Origin of the sequence: Dehalogenimonas formicexedens, from assembly GCF_001953175.1 — a bacterium.
GTDB lineage: Bacteria > Chloroflexota > Dehalococcoidia > Dehalococcoidales > Dehalococcoidaceae > Dehalogenimonas > Dehalogenimonas formicexedens.
The window spans coordinates 1,100,701-1,120,592 of record NZ_CP018258.1; the positions used below are offsets into that span (position 1 = coordinate 1,100,701).

Genomic DNA, 19,892 nt, shown 5'->3' on the forward strand with positions numbered 1-19,892 from the left:
AACAAGTACTTTTTTGGGATTGTCCTCCCGGGTTAAAAGGTTCAATATCATACCGGTAGTTGGAGACGGGATCGGTAACCCGGCGGAGGAACCATGGCACCAACCGGCAGGGGCGAAATTCTACTTATCGTCGATGGCGACGACGGGCAGCGCAAGGTGCTGTCCTCGATGCTGATATCGGAGGGGTTCCATTGCCTGGTTAGTTCCACCGCCGCTCAGGCGATGGAGTTCGTCGAAACTCACGAGATCGCGCTCGCTTTCCTGGCCACCAACCTTTGCGGCAAATCAGGTTTTCAACTTCTACGGGAGATAAAATCCCGGGGCACCGATACGTCTGTCATTATGGTGGCGGACTCCAGAGACGTTGAATTCGCCATCCAGAGCGTTCGTTCCGGCGCGTATGATTTCGTGACCAGGCCGCTAAACCCGGTCCTGCTTGGCTTTTGCCTCCGCCGGGCGCTGGAGACGCGCCGTCTTGAATTCATGGCGGCGGAGAGTAAGCGTTCTCTTGACTCCAAAGTGGCCGAACGGACCCGGGAACTCTCTCAGAACCTGGCCAAGATCAAATCCGCTTCTATAGATACCATCATGCGCCTGTCCCGTGCGGCGGAATTCAAGGATGAAGATACCGGAAGTCATATCGAGCGGATGAGCCGTTACACGGCAATCGTCGCCGACCGGATGGGGTTGCCGGACCCGTACGTCGAATCCATGTTGTACGCTTCATCGATGCACGACATCGGCAAGATCGGCATCCCGGATAGCATTCTGCTCAAATCAGGAAAGTTGACCCCGGACGAATGGGAAGTGATGAAGCGCCACACCATCATCGGAGCCAAGATCCTGGACGGCGCTGAGGCGGAGGTGGTCAGACTGGGCGGGATTATCGCCCTCAGCCACCATGAAAAATGGAACGGAACAGGTTACCCCTTCGGTTTCAAGGGGGAGGATATCCCCCTCTCCGGCCGGATCGCCGCCATCGCCGACGTTTTCGATTCCCTGACTTCCAAAAGAGTCTACCGCACCGATGACTTTACGCCGGAGGAGACCTTCCGGATCATCGAACAAAGCGTCGGCGTCCAATTCGATCCCACCGTGTTCGCCGCTTTCAAGGCCGCCTGGCCGGTTATCGTGGCGGAACAGGAACGCTTCCGCCGCCTGGAATCCAGCCGCCGGGAAACCGTCGACAGCCTTTCCTGATACACAGGAGATCATTCGACGGTGACGGCCGTGATCTCTTTTTTCTAAGTTTTGTTGCGGTTTCCGCCGCTGAGTTATAAACTCTTGGGTACGCAACGTCAACCAACGCAAAATATGTCGCATCATAACCACGCATGATGAAACCCCCGATCGACTGGCTGCTTGCGGGAGAACCGTGGATAGAGTACCTCACCAGGCGTGACCTCTTGGGACAGCCTGAGGCCGATCCCGAAGTCCAAACGTCCAGGGCGCTCATGCTTGAGGACCCGGGTGTAAAAAACCTCATCGATGAAGTGGCGGGTTGGCCCGGCAGAGTTATCGCCAGCCACAAAAGTTCAAGTCAGCCCTTTCATAAGCTCACCTTCCTCGCCGATCTCGGCCTAAGAGCCAGCGATCCTGGCATCGCGTCCCTCACGTCGAAAATAATGGCGCACCAATCGCCTGAAGGCCCTTTCCTTATCCCTTTGAACATCCCGGAAAACCATGGCGGAACGGGCCAAGAAACGTGGGCATGGGCGTTATGTGATGCTCCCGTGCTGGTAAATGCGTTGGTGAAATTCGGACTTGCTGGAGAACCCGCGGTACAGTCTGGCATTAGCTTTCTTACGGGCCTGGCTCGTGAAAATGGTTGGCCGTGTGCCGTATCCCGGGAACTTGGAGATTTCCGGGGACCGGGACGCAAGAGTGACCCATGCCCCTACGCCACCCTGGTCATGCTGAAATTGCTTTGTGAGTTGGATGGATTTCGAGACAGTACCGCCAGTCGCCAGGGTGCCGAATCGCTTTTATCCCTATGGGCAGAAAGCCTTGGCCGGCATCCCTACATGTTCTACATGGGTACCGATTTCCGCAAGCTCAAAGCGCCATTTGTTTGGTACGACCTGCTCCACGTCCTGGAGGTGTTGTCCCGTTTTCCATGGCTGAAAAACGATCCTCGCCTGGGACAGATGGTTTCGATATTGAGCGCCAAAGCGGACACCGAAGGAAGATTCACTGCCGAGTCCGTTTGGACCGCCTGGAGTCCCTGGGAATTCGGCCAGAAAAAGGCGCCCTCACGGTGGCTGACGCTGTTATCCTGGCGCATTCTGAAAAGGTTCGAGGCTGACTGTTGAAATCGAGCCTTTCACCGGCAAACTAAAGAGGGGGGAGCGCAGCGCTCCCCCCTCTTCGATTACTATACTGCCCCTGGTTTTAGAGGTTGAACAGCAATTTGGCGTAGGTCGGCATCGGCCAGTAGTCTTCGTCGACCATCGTCTCCAGCATGTCGGCGTCCTTGCGCAGTTCGGCCATCGCCTTGAACACCAGGTCGCGGTAAGCCTCAGCCTGCTTCTTGGCGTCGCCGTGAAGGTGAGCCGCGGTCTTAACGGCCTCTTCCAGGGCCGTAAGGTTATTGCTGAAAGACCTCACCAGCTGGCTGATCTGGGCAAACAGGGCGGTTTCGACTTCGGTGTTGCCGTCCACCGCCATGATGGCGGTGATAGAGGAAGCCAGGTCGCCTTTGTAGTTCAGGACCGCCGGCAGAATCCGGCGCTTGGCCATCTCCACCATCGTCAAGGCTTCGATGTTGATCGTCTTGATATAGATTTCATATTGGATCTCAGCGCGGGATTCCATCTCGACCGGTGACAGCACGCCATGCTTGCCCATGACGGCGACGTTCTTCTCGGCGGTAATCGCCGCGATAGCGTCGACCATATTGCCGATGTTCGGTAAGCCGCGCTTCTTAGCCTCCACAACCCAGTCCTCGGAGTAGTTGTTGCCGTTGAAAATAACTCTTTTGTTTTTCCTGATGACTTCCAGGACAATCGAGGCGGACTCTTTCTGTACGTCGGCGGCTTTCTCCAGGCGATCGGCAAACAAACTCAGGCTTTCGGCCACAATGGTGTTCAAGGTGAAGTTAGCCTGGGCGATAGACTGCATCGAGCCGACCATGCGGAATTCAAATTTGTTACCGGTAAAAGCAAAGGGTGAAGTCCGGTTTCGATCGGTCGAATCTTTAGCCCATGACGGCAATGCCGTGGCGCCCAGGTTCATCGTGCCGCCAGACTTGCTCTTGGTAGCCCCGCCGGCTTCTATTTGAGTCAGGATATCGGTCAATTGTTCACCGAGGAAGATAGAGATGATTGCCGGCGGTGCCTCGTTGGCGCCCAACCGGTGGTCGTTGCCCGGGCTGGCGGCCGACATGCGGAGGATTTCGGCATATTCATCGACTGCCTTGATGACGGCGGAGAGAAACAGCAGGAACTGGGCATTCTGATGGGGATCCTTGCCCGGATCCAGCAGGTTCTGCCCCTCGTTGGTGCCCATCGACCAGTTGTTATGCTTGCCGCTTCCATTGATGCCGGCGAACGGTTTTTCGTGCAGCAGGCATACCAGGCCGTGCCGCAGGGCGACTTTCCTCATCGTCTCCATGGTCAGCTGGTTGTGGTCGGTGGCGATGTTGGTCGTGGAGAAAATAGGTGCCAGTTCGTGCTGGGACGGCGCCACTTCGTTGTGCTCTGTTTTGGCGGCCACGCCCAGTTTCCACAACTCGGTATCGACATCCGCCATGAAAGCAGCCACCCGGTCCTTGATCTGGCCGAAATAGTGGTCTTCCAGTTCCTGCCCCTTGGGGGGTTTGGCGCCGAAAAGGGTCCGGCCGGTCAGGATAAGGTCCTGGCGCTCGTCGAACAATTTTTTATCGATCAGGAAATATTCCTGCTCGGGCCCTACCGTAGTCGTAACCCGCTTGACCGTCTTGTTGCCCAGCGCCCGGAGTACCCTGAGCGCCTGCCGGTTTAGGGCGTCCATCGACCGCAGCAGCGGGGTTTTCTTATCCAGCGCCTCGCCGGTGTATGACGCGAAGGCGGTAGGAATATACAGGGTACCGTCCTTGACGAAGGCCGGGGAGGTGTAGTCCCAGGCAGTGTAGCCCCGGGCTTCGAAGGTGGCGCGAAGTCCTCCGGAAGGAAAGGAAGAGGCGTCAGGTTCGCCCTTGATAAGCTCTTTGCCGGAGAATTCCAGGATGACGCGGCCGTCAGGGGTAGGCGAGATGAATGAATCATGCTTCTCCGCGGTGATTCCGGTCAGCGGCTGGAACCAGTGGGTGAAGTGAGTCGCCCCTTTGTCGATCGCCCAATCCTTCATCACCGAGGCTACCACCTCGGCGACCTGCGGGTCGAGCGGCAGGCCTTCTTCGATCGTCTGCCTCAAAGATTTGTAGATTTCCTTCGGCAGGGTTTGGCGCATCACCTGGTCGTTGAACACGTTGTTGCCGTAGATTTCGGTAAGATTCATGCATTCTCTCCTTGTCGTGTGTTGCGTCATCGTCGCTCCTTATACGCCGTTATTATTTAACTTCTGGCCCGGATCGGCCTCTTCGCCGATTACTATTCGAGATTGTACAAGAATATTGTTACAGGCATATTACGCTCGCTGTCATTCTGAGCCTTGCGAAGAATCTCAGTGTTATTGATTCTCCAGTGTCACCGGAAAAGCAACTTACTCCTTTAATAATTCAGGCTCACCATGAACCTGAATTCACGCTGAGATTCGGTTTCCTTCTTGCTTTGAACGGAAATCCGGCGTCGAAATTTGCCAGCTCGTTTTTATCGACGGTGTAAGCCGGGCTCTCGATGAAATTTCCGGCCATGCCCTCCAGGGCGCCCGGTTTCAGTTCCAGCGCCAGGAGCGCAGCGGCGAATTTCCCATCGGCGGTCCTGATGTCATATTTTTCGGCGCACCTGAAACCAAAGCGGCTGTAATACCTTGGGTCTCCGTAGATCACAATTGCCGGATAGCCCATGGCGCGAGCGGTGTCGATGGTGCCCCTTATCAAGGCGCCGCCGATTCCCCTTTTCTGCAATTCCGGCAGCACGCCCACCGGACCGAAGGTGATGACTTCGTGGTTTTGCCCCTTTTCGCCCTTAACAATTCCGCGAGCATAGGCTATCTGGCCGACTATCATGCCATCCAAGTCGGCGACGAAATCGAGTTCCGGGATAAAATCGTCGCTCTTTCTCAGGTTGTGAATCACCAGATGTTCGCTGCAGCCGGGAACGTGCACGTTCCAAAAGGCATCCCTGACCAGGTTCTCGACGGCGCGATGATCATCTTCCTGTTCCCGCCTGATGGTAAAGTCCATCTTTGACATGTCGTGATTATAGCTTTTCACGGTCGCCGCCGCACGGTTGGTCAGTCTCGAGGCCACCGCCGTAATTCCTAATCCGCGACGTTAGAATCATCCGGCGCGGCGGCCAGGTCCTCTTTAGCAATTATCGGGAGTTCGATGACAAAGGTAGCGCCCTCTCCCGGTTCGCTCTTCACGTTCAGGGTGCCGGCATGCTCCAGGATGATGGACCTTGCCAAGGCCAGTCCCAGGCCGGTCCCCTCTCCCGGCGCTTTAGTTGTGAAAAACGGCTGGAAGAGCTTGGTCATTATCTCCGGCGGGATGCCTGGCCCGTCGTCGGAGACGGTGATGCGGACAGTTTCGCCCGTTCTTTCGGTCCCGATGGTCAGGATGCCGCGGTTATGGGCTTTCTTCATGGCGTAATGGGCGTTGATTATCAGGTTCAAAAAGACCTGCTGCATCTGCCCCGGGTCAACTACCAGCCATGGCAGGCCGGGATCCAACCGTTTGATGATCTCGATGTTAGAAATCTGGAGGGAATAAGTCTGCAGCGCCAGCGTGGAATTGATAATTTCATTTATATCGATGCGGGTCCGTACCGGCTGGGTCTGCCGCGCGAACGTTAGCATCCTTTTCACTATCTCGGCTACCCTGGCGGAACCTTCGGCTACAAGCTTGATATCTCCCTTCACCACCTCGGGAAGGTCGCTCTCCAGCAGCATATCGGTGAAGCCGATCATTCCGGTGAGCGGGTTATTGATTTCATGGGCGATACCCGCCGCCATTTCGCCAAGCGATGCCAGCCTGTCGGTAACGATCAAGTGGCTTTCCAATTTTTTCCGCTCGGTTACGTCTTTGGTTATCTGGACCACCCCCGCCATCTCCCCGTTGCCGGAGATAATCGGCGCCATCGAAATTTCGAGATGCATTTCCTTGACCGGGTCGTAATATTCCTCGGTCATCGGCCGGGGCGCTTTCATTATTTCCCGGTGGGGGCAATCGGCGGGCGGCGCCGCGGTTTTATGGATGATTTCATAGCATTTTTTCCCAACCAGATCGGCGGGTTCCATGCCGTATGCTCTGCCGAAGGCCCGATTCACCCTCACGAAACGATAGTTGTTGTCCTGGATAGAAATTGGATCATCGATGGAATCGAAGGTGATCCGCCATTCTTCGGCGGCTTTTTTCAACGCTTTTTGGGATTCTTCCAACCGCTCGAGCGTGTTGTTGATGGCTTTGCCGAGCGACGCGACTTCGTCATTGCCCGCATCCGGCACCCGTTGCTTTTCATCGCCATCGGTCCTGATCCTGGCCACCGCCCCATTCAGTAATGATAACGGAACGACCACTATGCGGCCCATCATCAGAAACAGGACGACGCCCAGGGCGGCCATCGCTGTCCCAAGCGCCAGCGTCATGGATCTGACCGTCGAGGTTCCCTGAAGAAGGTACTCGCGGGAGGCGGTCACCTTGATCAAGAATGCGGGATTACCCTGTAAATCGTCTATCGCCTCATAAGCCGTGATTTGGTTGCCGTTTACCGGTGAGATCCACCGGTCGCTGCTTTTTAGATTGTCCAATGCCGTCTTTGCGTTTTCGTCGCTGTTCCAGGCGTCTGGGAAATTCAGGCCGACTTCGGTCAACATCCTCTGAGTCAAAACCGTGCCGTAGTCCGGGGTAATATACCTGCCCCACACCAGGAATCCCCTGGACGGACCAAGCCCGTTGCTGGTCAGAACCGGACTGGAAACTACCATCAACGGTCGCCCTCCGAGGGTAACAAAACCCGTATTGGACTGTTCCCCCGCCACAACAAAAAGGGAAGCCCCCGTTGTTTTCAGCGTGTTTATAGATTCCGCTGGAATATCGGCCATGCCGGACGGAGCCCGGCTCCCTTGCCAGACGACGTTCCCCGCAACATCCACATACATGATCAGGTCGATCCCCAAATTCTCAAAAATCGAAGCCACCAGGTTGGATTCGACGTAACCGGGATTCCGGTTTTGCATGAATTCATAGGTGTCATCCCATTCCGCCCAATCCAGGTTAACCTTATTCAGGTTTGCCATATGATCGTCCATGGTATTGGCTATGAGGTCCAGGTGCTGCGACATATGCTCATGGTCCAAAGCATCGTAATTACGCAGCAGGATGGTGTCCGATATCACCAGTATCAGGGCGATGGCTATCAGCGTCGAAGCCGCGGCCATGGAGAACACTTTTACCCTTAGCGACATACGGTTTTATCCATTTCTACATTTGCCGATTAACGGGATGCCTGTTTGGACACCGTGATCACCGAACCCGTCTTGGTCAACAGGCTGTCGAGCTGCTCCTCGGTAAACAGCCGCCATCCCCGAAAATCCCGGTGCATGTCCCCCGGAAGTTCTGCCTCCTCGCACCAGCGGTAAAGCGTGTTCCTGCTGATGCCTACCATGCGGCAGACTTCGGCGGTCCTGAAGTAATTTGTCCCCTTAATAGTCACAGGCATATTTGCCTCCAATTACGATAGTTGACACACTCTACCATACCCGCGTGGCCGGCAATATCCCTCTTTAGTACTGGTCGCTTCGATTTCTAAAGGTATATCAAGCCATCCTGCCGCAGGGGACGCATTACATTTTGCCCTCGTTGTTTTCCCCATTGTCCTTAATTTGACACCGGCAGGGTCATGAGATACAGTATTAAGACTTTGGCACTAGGGCTTAATACCTGGACAAACGGCGTCTCTGAAAGTCTGAATATCGCAATGCAAAGTAACTTTCAGGTACTCGTCATCGGGCCGCAACACCCCAGGATCGTTGCTTTTTTAAAATCCTTAGAGTTCTCGTTTCAGGTACGTGACGCCATCGGTCACCAGGAACTGCGCCTGTTGCTGCATGACAATCCCTGGGACCTGCTGATCCTCGAATACCCCTTTTCCGGGATGACCGTCTCGGACATCGTCTCCCTGCGCGACAGGTTTACGCCCCAGACCTCGATAATTTTCGCACTTGATAAGGCTCTGGCAAAGAGTGTCCCCTCCTCGGTACTGGCAAGCGGCGACGATTATTTCATCATCGATGACGTTGACCGGTTGCTTCCGGCGGTGCACCGCGCCATTGCAAACCGGGTAATCCGGCAGAAACACTGGGAGGCCGAGAGCAAGGCCCACCAGCAGGCCGAGCTCAATCAGGTGATCCTGGATTCGCTTCCCCACCCCATCATGCTCATCAAGCCGAACACCTTTGAGATCGTCGCCGCCAACAGAGCGGCTTCTGAATCCGGGGTCGCCAGGGGAGGGCATTGTTACAAAACATGGGCTGGTGAGGACACACCCTGTGCCTGGTGCCTGGCGCCGGTTTTATGGAAGAGCGGGATGGCCCAGCAGAGAGAAGTCTTCTGGAAAGGCCGGTGGTGGGAAGCCCATTGGATCCCGGCCGACAAAGACCACTACCTGCATTTTGTCTATGACATCACGGCGCTGAAAAAAGCGGAAGAAGGTATGCAGCTCCGCGTTCAACTCCTGGATTCCGTATCTGATTCGGTGTTTCTCTCCGAGGTTGGAGGCACAATTTTAGATTGTAATGAGAATGCTTTTAAGACAAGAGGTTATGCCCGGGAAGAGCTCATCGGGGCTGATATCAGGGTCCTCCGGCCTGTTGTGGATGTTCCTGACTGGGATGAGACGAGAAAGCAGATTATCGAAAAAGGGGAGATAACTTACCAGTCTTCCCACCGCCGGAAAGACGGTTCGACCTTCCCGATCGAGGTGCACGCCAGGTCGATCGAACGGAACGGTTCCGTCCAGATACTTTCGGTCGTCCGGGACATTGCCGAGCGCAAGCAGGCGGAAGATCGCCTGAAAACGAGCATTAACCGTCTTTCGGCGGCGGAGCGTGTTTCCAGATTCGGCAATTGGGAGTTTAACCTCAACGACAACCTCGTTTTCGCCTCACAGGGCGCCCGCCGGATCTACGGCCTGTTGAAAGAAACTCTGACCATTCCGGAGGTCCAGCAGATTCCCCTCCCCGAATACCGTAGCATGCTCGATAAGGCTCTCGCGGATCTCGTCACTCGGAACAGTCCCTATGAGGTAGAGTTCAAGATCAAGCGCCCGTCCGACGCCCTCGTCCTCGATATTCATTCGATAGCTGAATTCGACAGATCCCGGAACGTGGTCTTCGGCGTCATCCAGGACGTGACCGAGGCGAGGCGGGCCGAGGAAGAAAACCGCAAGCTCCGTGAAAAAGCGGAGAATGCCAGCCGGCTGTCGACCGTCGGAGAAATGGCCGCCGGCATCGCCCACGAAATAAACAATCCCCTGACCGGGGTTGTCGGTTTCTCGGAGCTTTTACTGGGCAGAACCGACCTGCCGGCCGATGTGATCGACCAATTACAGATAATCAACCAGGGCAGCGTCAGGGTCAAGGAGATCGTCGGCCGCATGCTAACCTTCGCGCGGCAGAACAAACCCCGGAAGAGCAGCGTCAACATCGCCGAACTGCTTGACAACACCCTGGAGCTGCGGAGTTACGTCCTGAGAACTTCCAACATCGAAGTGGTCAGGGATTACGATTACGACCTGCCATCGGTGATTGCCGATGCCGGCCAGCTTCAGCAGGTGTTTTTGAACATCATCGTCAACGCCGAATATTCGATGAAAAAGGCTCACGATAAAGGCATCCTCCGCATCGGTGCCGCCCCGTATGGTGATTGTGTCAGGATCTCTATCCAGGACAACGGGCTCGGCATGAACGAAGATGTGGTGTCCAAGCTGTTCCAGCCTTTCTTCACCACAAAAGACCCCGGCGAAGGTACTGGCCTGGGTTTATCCCTGTCGCTGGGAATCATTCAGGAGCATGGAGGCGACATTCGCGTTGAAAGCGTCCTCGGTGATGGAGCCACTTTTATCATCGAACTGCCGATTACTGCCGGGGCAGAAATTCCACCGGCGACCCAGCCCGTTACATCTCGGGAATGCAAGACAGCCTCGGCCAAAGTTTTAGTGATAGACGACGAGCCCCACGTGAGGTCTCTTATTAAGACGCTGCTCACGAGGAGCGGCCACCTCGTCGAAACGTGTGATAATCCTCTCCGGGCTACCGACATATTGAAAAGCAGGAATTTCGATGTTGTATTCCTCGATATCCGGATGCCCGGCAAGAGCGGCATTGAAATTTATAATGAGATGCGTGAGACATCGCCCGAACAGGCTAAAAGAGTCGTATTTGTTACCGGAGATTCGTCGGATTTCATGATACGGGAATTTCTCAAAACCCGAGGCGTTCCCTGCATAATGAAGCCCCTCGACCGCAAAGCCGTTGAAACTGCCATGGATGATGTTCGCGGAGGCGTTCTCAGGGCGTAGTGGTTGTCGATTAACCTCTAAATCCTTCGCGTGGACTGCTTGAATGGCAGTCCGTGGCAATCGTCCCTGAATAGTACACCGATCAAAACGTGCGAGGCATTCGCCTCGCAGTATTAGCTCCGTAAATCACCAACCCATTTTGACCTATTCACCTTCAGGGCTATGATTAATACATGGACAGCATCACCATCAAATCCACCACCATCAACCTGACGATGGGCGACATCGTCGCCGCCAAAGTTGACGCCATTGTGAACGCCGCCAATTCGGAACTGGCCGGCGACGGAGGCGTCGACGGCGCCATCCACCGGGCAGGCGGACCCGATATTCACGTCGCCTGCCACGAGATCTTTCAAAAGCAGGGACCTCTTCCCCCCGGCAAGGCCGTTATAACAACCGCTGGCAACCTTCCCGCCAAATGCGTCATCCACACAGTGGGACCGATCTGGTATGGCGGCAAGAACAGCGAGGCCGAGACGCTGGCCAGCGCTTATATTGAGAGCTTGAAGCTAGCAACCGCTAACAACCTAGAAAGCGTCGCCTTCCCGTCCCTGAGCACGGGGGCTTATCATTATCCGGTTGACCAGGCTTCGAAAATAGCATTGGAAACCGTTGCCGATTATTTGAGATCGAACGAAACCAGCCTAAAAGAAGTCCGGTTCGTTCTTTATGACACAAAGACTTACGATGCTTATGCCAGGGATTTGACTGAAATAGCTTCCTAACTGATCTTGGTGGTGGCGCCCAGATTATCACACTCCCAATCTTTTGAGACCTGCGGGTCTATGTTTGGATGATCTGCGATTCTCCATCTACTGAGCGCCATTCTTTTGGTACCGTATATTTTATTCTGTCGCCGGAACCAAAACTTCTGCATTTATCTCCGCGGCCGAAATAATTTGATTCGGCATCAGAATAAACGCCGTCACAGCAGCCACAACCATGACGATGGCCGTCACCAGCAGGGCTTCGGACATTCCGGACACGAAAGCTTCGTTTGTTTTAGTCACGATCAGCGCCGAAGTCTGCGGGTCTGGTATCGCTGACGCCACCCCATGGGCAGCCTGGATGCTGCTTCTGATCGGATCGGCAAGTTGCGGAGGCAGAGCCTGTATCCAGCCACTGCCATTGATGTTACCAAGATAATTGGTGTTGATCGTTGAACCTATGACTGCCACACCGATGGCTCCGCCGATCTGTCGGGTGGTGTCGTTCATCGCCGAGCCCACGCCGGCTTCGTCAACGGGTATTGAACCCATCACCGAGTTGGTTGCCGGGCTCATCGTCAAGCCCATCCCAAGGCCGATGATGACCATTCCAAAGGCGATGGAGCTATAGGCAGTATCCACGGCGGCAATTGAGTAAAAATAGAAGAACCCGAGAGCCGACAGCATTATTCCCGCGCTGACAGTAACTTTCGTCCCCATGCGTTGTGCCAGTTTGGCTGACAGAACAGAGGTCAAGAATAGCGCAGCCACCAGGGGCATGAGTTTCACCCCGGTTTGCAGCGGCGTATTTCCCAAAATTGTCTGCAGGTACTGGCCCAGGATGAATAACGCGCCCATTACTACAAACGATATCAGGGTGAGTGAGATGATTGCCCCTGAAAAGGACATGTTTTTGAAAAAACTGAGAGGCAGCATCGGGTTCTTTGTACGCCGTTCCCATAGACCGAAAAGGGCAAATATGACCAGCCCGCCGGTGATGAAGGCTACCACCCCGCTATCAGACCAGCCCACTCGTCCGGCTTGGATGATGCCGTGGATGAATAAGAACAGACCTCCGGCGGAAAGCAGTGATCCTAAGATATCAAGGCGTTTCGGCTGAGATGATCTAGATGCGCGGACAACCAGAATGATTCCGGTTATGCTGATAAGTACCACCGGTATGTTGATGTAGAAAATGGAACTCCAGGCGTAATGTTCCAATAACCAGCCGCCCACCAGCGGCCCGACGCCGACCCCCAGACCGAAGACAGCCGACCAGATAGCGATCGACAACGCCCTTTCTTTCGGCTGGCGAAAGATATCGGTGAGAATTGAAAGAGTCGAAGGCATGATAGCCGCCCCGCCCACTCCCATCAGCGCCCTCATGGTGATGAGCATATTGCTGCTGCTGGCTAATCCTGCCCCCAGCGAAAAGATGCCAAAAACAGCCAGACCGCCGATCAGCATCCTTTTGCGCCCGATCCTGTCCCCTATGGCTCCGAAGGTCAGCAGGCAGGCGGCAAAGACCAGCAGGTATGAGTCGACGATCCATTGCAGCGCCGTGGCGCTCGCTCCGAGACCATTGGCGATCGAAGGCAGTGCCAGGTTCAAAATGGTATTGTCGATTGAAATGGCGAAAAGGGATAGACTCAAAAAACCAAGCGCGATCCATTTACCGTTGTTGATTTTCATCAGTACCTCGAAATATCGATATTACCTTGTTCACTGCGCAATCAAAAACCTAAATTTGGCTGCCGTTAACTGTTCTTGAGCCATGCCGCCAGGATTGATTGCTGCTCTGCCGTGAGCTTACCGGCGGTTTTATGGTCCGTAAGGAATGCCGCCAGGCTGCTTTGGCTGAGATCCACTAACGATGAAGGCGTGATATCTGGCCCGTGGCCTCCCGTCCGGTCCTGCCCGTGACAACTGGCGCAATCATTGGAAAAGATCTGGGATGCATCGGATAAATCGGTGGGTGAAATGGTTTTAGGGGTGCATGATGTTGCCAGGCCGCCCAAAATGAGCGCCATTGCCGTTGTTACCAAAACTACTGCTGTCTTTCTCATTTCAACCTCTTTTGATAGTTGCCTCGTCGGATTTCGTCTAAATTCCGGGTAACGCGGCCGGTTCCTGCTTATCCTTTGAAATTTCCCCCGTGATCGCTCCGTGGGGACAGGCTTTTACGCACTTGAAACAACCCTTGCAATTCTCAGAGTTATCGATGCGCGAATGCTTGTGGAAAAAAACGTTCACTTTTCCGATGACATGTTCCGGGCAGGCTTCGACACAATCCCAGCACGCTTTGCATAATTGGGTGTCCAGTTCGATGTAAACCGTTCGATGGTTGGATTTGGATACTTTGATCGTTTGCGGCATGAAACGTTCTCCTATTTAGTAATCACTTATTAAATATCATCGATAAAAAAAGGGAGCCTGTTTAGATCACTTGCAGATACCGCCCAGAAAAAGCTTTACCAGCGTTCGGGCTACCTCTTCGTCCCCTGCTTTTAACCTGGGGCCGGTAAACGGCGTTTGTTTTTCAAGAATGTACATGAGGATGGATCCGACGAACGACTTAGCGGCAATATCGGCGTTAAGCTCGATAAAATCCCCGTCGAGGGTTCGCTGCCTGATATATTGGGCCAGTCGCACTGTCAATCTTCCGGTGTCGGTTTCCTCACTGCCAGGAGAAACCTTTTCCAGGGCGCTGAAGGCGGCCAGTCGCAAGAACCTCGGGTCTTCCTCTCCATGAGACATGATGTGCCTGGTGACCGCCATGAGGAGGCCTTCGTCGTCTTTTTTCTGGATGAACTCCTTCAAAACGTCGGCCACCGGATGCTGGTCCATCAATTCTTTCAATCCGGTACGGTAAAGTTCTTCTTTTGTTGCAAAATACCGGAAAATCAGCGTTTCGCTGACGCCCGCCCGCTTCGCGATCTCCCTGGTTTTTGCGCCCTGGAATCCTTTTTCCGCAAAAACATCGAGAGCTGCCTGGAGGATCAGGTACCTTCGCTCTTCGTATTTGAGCCGTTCGCTCCGGATGGTTTTAGGTTTTGTGTCCATAGTAAGTAATCGCTTACTAATATACCTCTGTGATCCACTGCTGTCAAGCATCGTCTTAGTACTAATATATACCGTAATAATATTCTTTCAATCACCCCTCAAAAACGACACGAAACGCTTGACAGAACGCTGAACACTCGTGCTATAATCTCGTCATGTCTAATAATAGAACAGATGTACCTTGTATCACCCATCCCCGGTGCGGGGCTACTCACCTCTTCCCAAAACAAATAGCTTTGAAACCATTTGATATGAAAATCAAATCCCACGTTTGGGGCAAACGTAAATTTTCCGGATTCGTTTCGCATAAAAGGTTTTTGAAAATCTTCGCTGAAATAAATCCGGCGGGAACCCAACCTTCTCTCTCAGGTTCGGTGATGCAATATTCGCTGGTAGCAACCACTGACAACTGACAACTGAAAACTGTTAACTTAACATGCTACAATTACCAGAAACATCGCAAACAAGGACAATTCACATGACCGATACTCCCATGAATGAACTTCCCAAAGCCTATGAACCGGCTCAGGTCGAGGACAAGTGGTACAAGTTCTGGATGGACAAGGGCTACTTTAAGCCCGCCATTGATCCAAACCGGAAGCCCTTCGTTATCATCATGCCCCCGCCAAATGTCACCGGCGAGCTGCACCTCGGGCATGCCCTGACCGCCACCCTGGAAGACATCATGACCCGCTGGCACCGCATGAAAGGCGAACCGACTCTGTGGCTGCCCGGCGTCGACCATGCCGGCATCGCCGCCCAGGTGGTCGTCGAGCGCGCCCTGGCCAAAGAACATCGCACCAAGTACGACCTCGGCCGCGAGGCTTTCACCAAGCGCATGTGGGACTGGGCCAATTCCTGCCGTTCCACCATCCGCAAACAGCACATGCGGCTCGGCGCCTCCTGCGATTGGGACCGTGAGGTCTTCACCCTGGACGCCGGACCCAGCCTGGCTGTGCGCACCACCTTCAAGAACCTCTATGACAAGGGTCTCATCTACCGCGGCGAGCGCATCATCAACTGGTGCCCCCGCTGCCATACCGCCATCTCGGATCTGGAGGTCGATCACAAGGACCTGTCCGGCCATTTGTGGCACATCAAGTATCCTCTGGCCGACGACCCCACCCGTTTCGTGACCGTGGCGACGACTCGGCCGGAGACTATGCTCGGCGATGTGGCCGTGGCAGTCAATCCCGACGACGAGCGGTACAAGGGGCTGGTGGGCAAGAAGCTGATGCTGCCGCTTATGGACCGCGAGATCCCCATCGTCGCCGACTCCGTTGTCGACATGACTTTCGGCACCGGCGCGGTTAAGACGACTCCCGCCCATGACCCGACCGATTTCGAAATCGCCCAGCGGCACAATTTGCCCCTGATCAACATTTTCAACGACGATGCGACATTGAACCAGAATGCGGGTCGCTTTGCCGGCATGGACCGCTACGCCGCCCGCAAGCTCATCGCCGAGGAACTGGCGCAGATGGGTTTGCTGGCCTTGGTGCAGGATTATGCCCATTCCGTGGGGCATTGCCAGCGCTGCTCAACCGTCGCCGAGCCCATCGCCTCCCGCCAGTGGTTCGTCAAGATGGAACCCCTGGCTAAGCCGGCGCTCGAGGTGGTGAAGTCCGGGCAGATCAAGATTCTTCCGGAGCGGTTCGAGAAAGTCTACGTGAACTGGATGGAGAACATCCGCGACTGGTGCATCTCCCGGCAGCTGTGGTGGGGCCACCGCATCCCGGTGTGGTATTGCAAATGCGGCGAGGTAGTCGTTTCAGTCGATACACCAACAGAATGTCCCGCCTGCCACAATAAGGACATCGAGCAGGACCCGGACGTCCTGGATACCTGGTTCTCCTCGGGGCTCTGGCCTCACTCCACTCTCGGCTGGCCGAAACAGACCGAAGACATGAAGTATTTCTATCCCACCAGCGTCATGGAGACTGGCTACGACATCCTCTTCTTCTGGGTCGCCCGGATGATCACCATGGGTCTGGAGAACACCGGCAAGATACCCTTCGACACCGTCTACCTGCACGGCCTCATCCGCGACGAAAAGGGCGAGAAGATGTCCAAGGTCAAGGGCAACGTCATGAATCCCTTGACCCTGATCGACAAGTTCGGCACCGACGCCCTGCGCTTCGGTATCACCACCGGCAATTCTCCCGGCAACGATATCAAGCTGTCGGAGAACCGCCTCGAGGCCGGCCGCAATTTCGCCAACAAGCTCTTTAACGCCGCCCGCTTCGTCATCGGCTTCCTCTCTAAATCCGATATTAAACCGATCGATTACACTCACTTGCCCGTCGAGGACCGCTGGATCCTATCGAGGCTGTCGCGCACCGAGGCTCAAGTCGCTTCCTTCATGAACGACTTCCAGTTCGGCGAGGCCGAGCGCGAGCTTCACGATTTCATCTGGGGCGAGTTCTGCGACTGGTATATCGAACTGGCCAAGATCCGACTGCAATCCGGTTCCGAGCCTTCGCCTCTGCCGGTCCTGTTGAAAGTCCTCGACGAGTCGCTAAGGCTGCTGCATCCCTTCATGCCCTTCGTCACCGAGGAGTTGTGGCAGCACCTGCGCGACTACCTGGTGGGAGAACCGGAATCGATCATGGTCGCGCGCTACCCGGTGGCCCATCCGGACCTGGTCGATCCCATCTCGGAAGAGGTCATCGAGGGCTTGATCGAGGTGGTCCGCTCAATCCGCAACGTCCGCGCCGAGCACAAGGTCGAAGCCGGCCGCTGGATCACCGCCGAGCTGCACTCCGGCGAGACACAGGCAGAGTTATCTCAGTATAAATCAGCCATCGAGGCGCTTGCCCGTGTTCGCCCGCTGTCCATTCTCGCTGATCGTTTCAAAGGTGAGAGCGATTCGGAGCGGCTGGTGCTGGTGCTGAAAAACCTGGAGGTCGTCCTCCCGCTTTCGGGCATGATTGACCTTGAAGCCGAATCAAAGCGCCAGGCCACTGAACTCGCCGAAACAACGGCTCAAGTGGAACGCCTTCGCGCCTTACTCGCCAGCGGCTTCGCCTCCAAAGCCCCGCCCCAGGTCGTCGCCAAGGAACAATCCCGCCTCGAAGCGTTGGAAGACAAACTGAGGAGACTTAAAGGTTAACTCAGGTTTTCCTCGCCCCCATCCTACGCGAAGGCGAAGGAGGGAGAGGAATTAAAGGCTGCACTGAGCCTGTCGAATGTGGAGAGGGGTAGTCTCGTCCTCCCATGGAACAATCTCAAACCAACTTCGCTGGATCAATCCAGAAACACGGTGCTCCGCCGAATGGATCCAATGGCAGCATCTGCACAATTATTTTCCTCGCCCCTTGTGGGAGAGGAATTAAAGGAGAGGGGTAGTTCATCGGACTGCTTCCAACTTGGAGTAGATAACTGGAAGCTGACAATTCCTACGTTCGTCCTTGGGTGGGGCTCCCATTCTAGAGGTTTTAGCGAGCGGGGCATGCGAGCTAAAACCTCTTAAAAAACACTCCCCTTCCCTTCGCCTCGCATAGCTCGGCGTGGGAAGGGGCAGGGGATAGGCTCCGATTAGGTTAAATGTGGTCGGAGGCTAGGTTCTCAACCGCCGCTCAAGTTCCTGAGCCGGTGTCGGTATCTCGCACAGGTTGCCCTGGTTCGGCACCTCGACGGTGACCACCGTGCCATGCCCTGGATCGCTCTTCAGCGCCACATGCCCGCCAATCAGCTGAGCCCGTTCCTGCATACCGGCAAGCCCAAGTTTGCCCCCGGCAGCCAGGTCCGATACACGATGCGGTATCGCGAAACCCTTGCCATTGTCGGCGATAGAGACAACGGTTTTCTCATCTCCGAAGGTGACCGTGATCTCGACCTGCGAAGCTTCGGAATGCTTCCGGATGTTGTTTAAAGCCTCCTGGGCGATGCGGAACAGCAAAAGCTGGACCTCGCTGGACAGTAGTTGTTCCCGCCCGGCGACCGTTACCTTGGCTTCGATGCCATGCTTCTTGATCAGGTTGTCCGCCATCCACTCGAGGGCAGGGATCAGGCCGAGGTCGTCAAGGATGCGCGGACGCAGATCCTGGGCGATACGCCGGGTGCTCTCCAGGGCTTCGACGGTTTGGACCCGGAGGTCTTCCATCTTCTCCTTCATCACCTCGGAGAGCTTGAGGCGGTTGTTGGAGGTGATGGCGTCTATTCGCTGGATGAGCAGCAGCAAAGAAGGCGACACCTCGTCATGCAGTTCCCTGGCGACCCGCTTGCGCTCGTCCTCCTGGGCCCGGATAACCTCCTGGACGTAGAAGCGCATGTTGTCCTGGAGCTGCTTTTCAGCGGTAATGTCCCGGGCGATATGCTGGAAACCCTTGACCTCGCCGTCGACGATTACCAGGCTGGTGGCCATGCGCCAGATCGCCAGCGTCCCATCGCTTCGGACGATCCGCTGTTCGTACGGCTGGTGGAAATCCTCGCCTGCTGTCAAACGCCGGCGGACTTCGCGGGCTATGTCGTGGGAGCGGACATCGGGAAGAAATTTAATGACATCGTGATTGACCAGTTCGTCATGCCCGTATCCGGTCAACCGTTCAGCGGCTTTATTGGCATACAGGATCTGACCTTCCAGGTCCTGCACCCAGATGGCATCCGAGGCGTTCTCGAAGAGATAGCGGTAGTCCTGGTCGGGCAGGCTAGATTTTTTCTTTTTCATAGCTCTCTATGCCCTGGGGTACATCATCCAATGTAACATAGCCTTCACGGAAGCCCTTTACGATGGCCTCGGTGCGGCTGGAACAGCGCATCTTGTTGAATATATTGGATAAATGCGCTTTGACGGTACGCATAGAAAGCTCAAGTTTTTCAGCGATATCGCGATTGCTCATACCCCGGGCGGCAAGCCTGAGGATCTCGATCTCGCGGGGAGATAACTGCCCCCGGCTCTTGTCTTCAGGAGTCTCTTTGGACAGGTTGACCACCCGCTCGAGAAGTTTGCGAGTCGCCATCGAATCCAGGACGGATTCGCCGGAACGTACGGCGCGAATAGCGCCGACGATCTCATCGGCACGGGCGCTCTTCAGCAGGTAACCGCTGGCGCCGGCCTCCAGGAGTCCAAGGATATACCTGATATCGGAATAAGCGGTGAGGATCAGAATTGCCGTGGAGGGATTAGCCTTCTTGATCAACTTGGTGGCTTCGACACCCGTAAGTTTAGGCATGACGATGTCCATGAGGACCACATCTGGTTTTTGCTCATCGACAAGACGGACGGCTTCTTCGCCGTCGGAGGCTTCACCGACCACCTCCATATCTTTTTCCTGTTCCAGCAGGCGTCTCATGCCTTCGCGGAGTACGGCATGGTCGTCGGCGATCATGACACGCGTCTTAGCCATATAATCCTCGCTTTGGCCGGTTAAGGTTCTTTCCGGCCATTGTAATATATCTAAAGGCCAATATCAATACGTTGAATTGTCCTATACCTTACGATATAGCACGGGTGGGGTCGCTA

The 19,892-nt window shown here is 55.1% G+C and carries 15 protein-coding genes; 5 read left to right on the top strand and 10 right to left on the bottom strand.

Annotated features, from left to right (window positions below; all coding sequences use genetic code 11):
- The first annotated feature begins 93 nt into the window (after positions 1-93).
- Complete coding sequence (locus tag Dform_RS05745; RefSeq protein ID WP_076004164.1) at positions 94-1,200, top strand: HD-GYP domain-containing protein; 1,107 nt, start codon at positions 94-96, stop codon at positions 1,198-1,200.
- A 134-nt stretch (positions 1,201-1,334) separates the two neighbouring features.
- Positions 1,335-2,312 carry a hypothetical protein gene (locus Dform_RS05750; protein WP_076004165.1) on the top strand — a complete coding sequence of 326 codons (978 nt, stop codon included), beginning with the start codon at positions 1,335-1,337 and terminating at the stop codon, positions 2,310-2,312.
- A 79-nt stretch (positions 2,313-2,391) separates the two neighbouring features.
- Here Dform_RS05750 and Dform_RS05755 read toward each other — a convergent pair whose 3' ends face one another.
- The 4 genes from Dform_RS05755 to Dform_RS05770 all read right to left on the bottom strand — a co-directional run bounded on the left by Dform_RS05755 (position 2,392) and on the right by Dform_RS05770 (position 7,799).
- Complete coding sequence (locus tag Dform_RS05755) at positions 2,392-4,476, bottom strand: glutamine synthetase III family protein (protein ID WP_076004166.1); 2,085 nt, start codon at positions 4,474-4,476, stop codon at positions 2,392-2,394.
- Between the two features lie 226 nt (positions 4,477-4,702).
- Positions 4,703-5,353 carry a GNAT family N-acetyltransferase gene (locus tag Dform_RS05760; protein ID WP_225973647.1) on the bottom strand — a complete coding sequence of 217 codons (651 nt, stop codon included), beginning with the start codon at positions 5,351-5,353 and terminating at the stop codon, positions 4,703-4,705.
- 47 nt (positions 5,354-5,400) lie between these two features.
- Positions 5,401-7,545 carry a HAMP domain-containing histidine kinase gene (locus Dform_RS05765; RefSeq protein ID WP_076004167.1) on the bottom strand — a complete coding sequence of 715 codons (2,145 nt, stop codon included), beginning with the start codon at positions 7,543-7,545 and terminating at the stop codon, positions 5,401-5,403.
- Positions 7,546-7,574: 29 nt separating this feature from the next.
- Complete coding sequence (locus Dform_RS05770) at positions 7,575-7,799, bottom strand: helix-turn-helix domain-containing protein (RefSeq protein ID WP_076004168.1); 225 nt, start codon at positions 7,797-7,799, stop codon at positions 7,575-7,577.
- Between the two features lie 180 nt (positions 7,800-7,979).
- Between Dform_RS05770 and Dform_RS05775 the strand changes: the two genes are divergently transcribed.
- Positions 7,980-10,658: a hybrid sensor histidine kinase/response regulator gene (locus tag Dform_RS05775; protein ID WP_083635374.1), complete on the top strand. Its 2,679-nt coding sequence runs from the start codon at positions 7,980-7,982 to the stop codon at positions 10,656-10,658.
- Positions 10,659-10,831: 173 nt separating this feature from the next.
- Positions 10,832-11,383 (top strand): O-acetyl-ADP-ribose deacetylase, encoded by a 552-nt coding sequence (locus tag Dform_RS05780; RefSeq protein WP_076004170.1) that lies wholly within the window; start codon positions 10,832-10,834, stop codon positions 11,381-11,383.
- A 120-nt stretch (positions 11,384-11,503) separates the two neighbouring features.
- Here the strand turns inward: Dform_RS05780 and Dform_RS05785 are convergent, their stop codons facing one another.
- From Dform_RS05785 to Dform_RS05800, 4 genes are all read right to left on the bottom strand, one after another.
- Positions 11,504-13,057 carry a DHA2 family efflux MFS transporter permease subunit gene (locus tag Dform_RS05785; RefSeq protein WP_076004171.1) on the bottom strand — a complete coding sequence of 518 codons (1,554 nt, stop codon included), beginning with the start codon at positions 13,055-13,057 and terminating at the stop codon, positions 11,504-11,506.
- A 65-nt stretch (positions 13,058-13,122) separates the two neighbouring features.
- Positions 13,123-13,431 (bottom strand): c-type cytochrome, encoded by a 309-nt coding sequence (locus Dform_RS05790; protein ID WP_145925536.1) that lies wholly within the window; start codon positions 13,429-13,431, stop codon positions 13,123-13,125.
- 37 nt (positions 13,432-13,468) lie between these two features.
- Positions 13,469-13,741 carry a 4Fe-4S dicluster domain-containing protein gene (locus Dform_RS05795; protein ID WP_076004173.1) on the bottom strand — a complete coding sequence of 91 codons (273 nt, stop codon included), beginning with the start codon at positions 13,739-13,741 and terminating at the stop codon, positions 13,469-13,471.
- Positions 13,742-13,807: 66 nt separating this feature from the next.
- Positions 13,808-14,428: a TetR/AcrR family transcriptional regulator gene (locus tag Dform_RS05800; protein ID WP_076004174.1), complete on the bottom strand. Its 621-nt coding sequence runs from the start codon at positions 14,426-14,428 to the stop codon at positions 13,808-13,810.
- 478 nt (positions 14,429-14,906) lie between these two features.
- Here Dform_RS05800 and Dform_RS05805 point away from each other — a divergent pair, with 478 nt between their 5' ends.
- A complete protein-coding gene (locus tag Dform_RS05805) occupies positions 14,907-17,540 on the top strand; it encodes a valine--tRNA ligase (RefSeq protein ID WP_076004175.1) in 2,634 nt (877 codons plus the stop codon).
- 447 nt (positions 17,541-17,987) lie between these two features.
- Here the strand turns inward: Dform_RS05805 and Dform_RS05810 are convergent, their stop codons facing one another.
- Together Dform_RS05810 and Dform_RS05815 are read right to left on the bottom strand one after the other, a co-directional pair.
- Complete coding sequence (locus tag Dform_RS05810) at positions 17,988-19,097, bottom strand: sensor histidine kinase (RefSeq protein ID WP_076004176.1); 1,110 nt, start codon at positions 19,095-19,097, stop codon at positions 17,988-17,990.
- The gene (locus Dform_RS05815; protein ID WP_076004177.1) at positions 19,078-19,776 is read right to left on the bottom strand and encodes a response regulator transcription factor; all 699 of its coding nucleotides are present in this window, start codon (positions 19,774-19,776) and stop codon (positions 19,078-19,080) included. The genes Dform_RS05810 and Dform_RS05815 overlap by 20 nt, the downstream gene beginning before the upstream one ends.
- Positions 19,777-19,892 lie beyond the last annotated feature (116 nt).

What these genes read in the sequence shown, in the direction of transcription:
- Dform_RS05785 (WP_076004171.1), bottom strand. Translation starts at nt 13,057, where the DNA reads ATGAAAATCAACAACGGTAAATGGATCGCGCTTGGTTTTTTGAGTCTA.
- Dform_RS05815 (WP_076004177.1), bottom strand. Translation starts at nt 19,776, where the DNA reads ATGGCTAAGACGCGTGTCATGATCGCCGACGACCATGCCGTACTCCGC.
- Dform_RS05745 (WP_076004164.1), top strand. Translation starts at nt 94, where the DNA reads ATGGCACCAACCGGCAGGGGCGAAATTCTACTTATCGTCGATGGCGAC.
- Dform_RS05775 (WP_083635374.1), top strand. Translation starts at nt 7,980, where the DNA reads ATGAGATACAGTATTAAGACTTTGGCACTAGGGCTTAATACCTGGACA.
- Dform_RS05800 (WP_076004174.1), bottom strand. Translation starts at nt 14,428, where the DNA reads ATGGACACAAAACCTAAAACCATCCGGAGCGAACGGCTCAAATACGAA.
- Dform_RS05765 (WP_076004167.1), bottom strand. Translation starts at nt 7,545, where the DNA reads ATGTCGCTAAGGGTAAAAGTGTTCTCCATGGCCGCGGCTTCGACGCTG.
- Dform_RS05810 (WP_076004176.1), bottom strand. Translation starts at nt 19,097, where the DNA reads ATGAAAAAGAAAAAATCTAGCCTGCCCGACCAGGACTACCGCTATCTC.
- Dform_RS05790 (WP_145925536.1), bottom strand. Translation starts at nt 13,431, where the DNA reads ATGAGAAAGACAGCAGTAGTTTTGGTAACAACGGCAATGGCGCTCATT.
- Dform_RS05755 (WP_076004166.1), bottom strand. Translation starts at nt 4,476, where the DNA reads ATGAATCTTACCGAAATCTACGGCAACAACGTGTTCAACGACCAGGTG.
- Dform_RS05805 (WP_076004175.1), top strand. Translation starts at nt 14,907, where the DNA reads ATGACCGATACTCCCATGAATGAACTTCCCAAAGCCTATGAACCGGCT.
- Dform_RS05780 (WP_076004170.1), top strand. Translation starts at nt 10,832, where the DNA reads ATGGACAGCATCACCATCAAATCCACCACCATCAACCTGACGATGGGC.
- Dform_RS05795 (WP_076004173.1), bottom strand. Translation starts at nt 13,741, where the DNA reads ATGCCGCAAACGATCAAAGTATCCAAATCCAACCATCGAACGGTTTAC.
- Dform_RS05770 (WP_076004168.1), bottom strand. Translation starts at nt 7,799, where the DNA reads ATGCCTGTGACTATTAAGGGGACAAATTACTTCAGGACCGCCGAAGTC.
- Dform_RS05750 (WP_076004165.1), top strand. Translation starts at nt 1,335, where the DNA reads ATGATGAAACCCCCGATCGACTGGCTGCTTGCGGGAGAACCGTGGATA.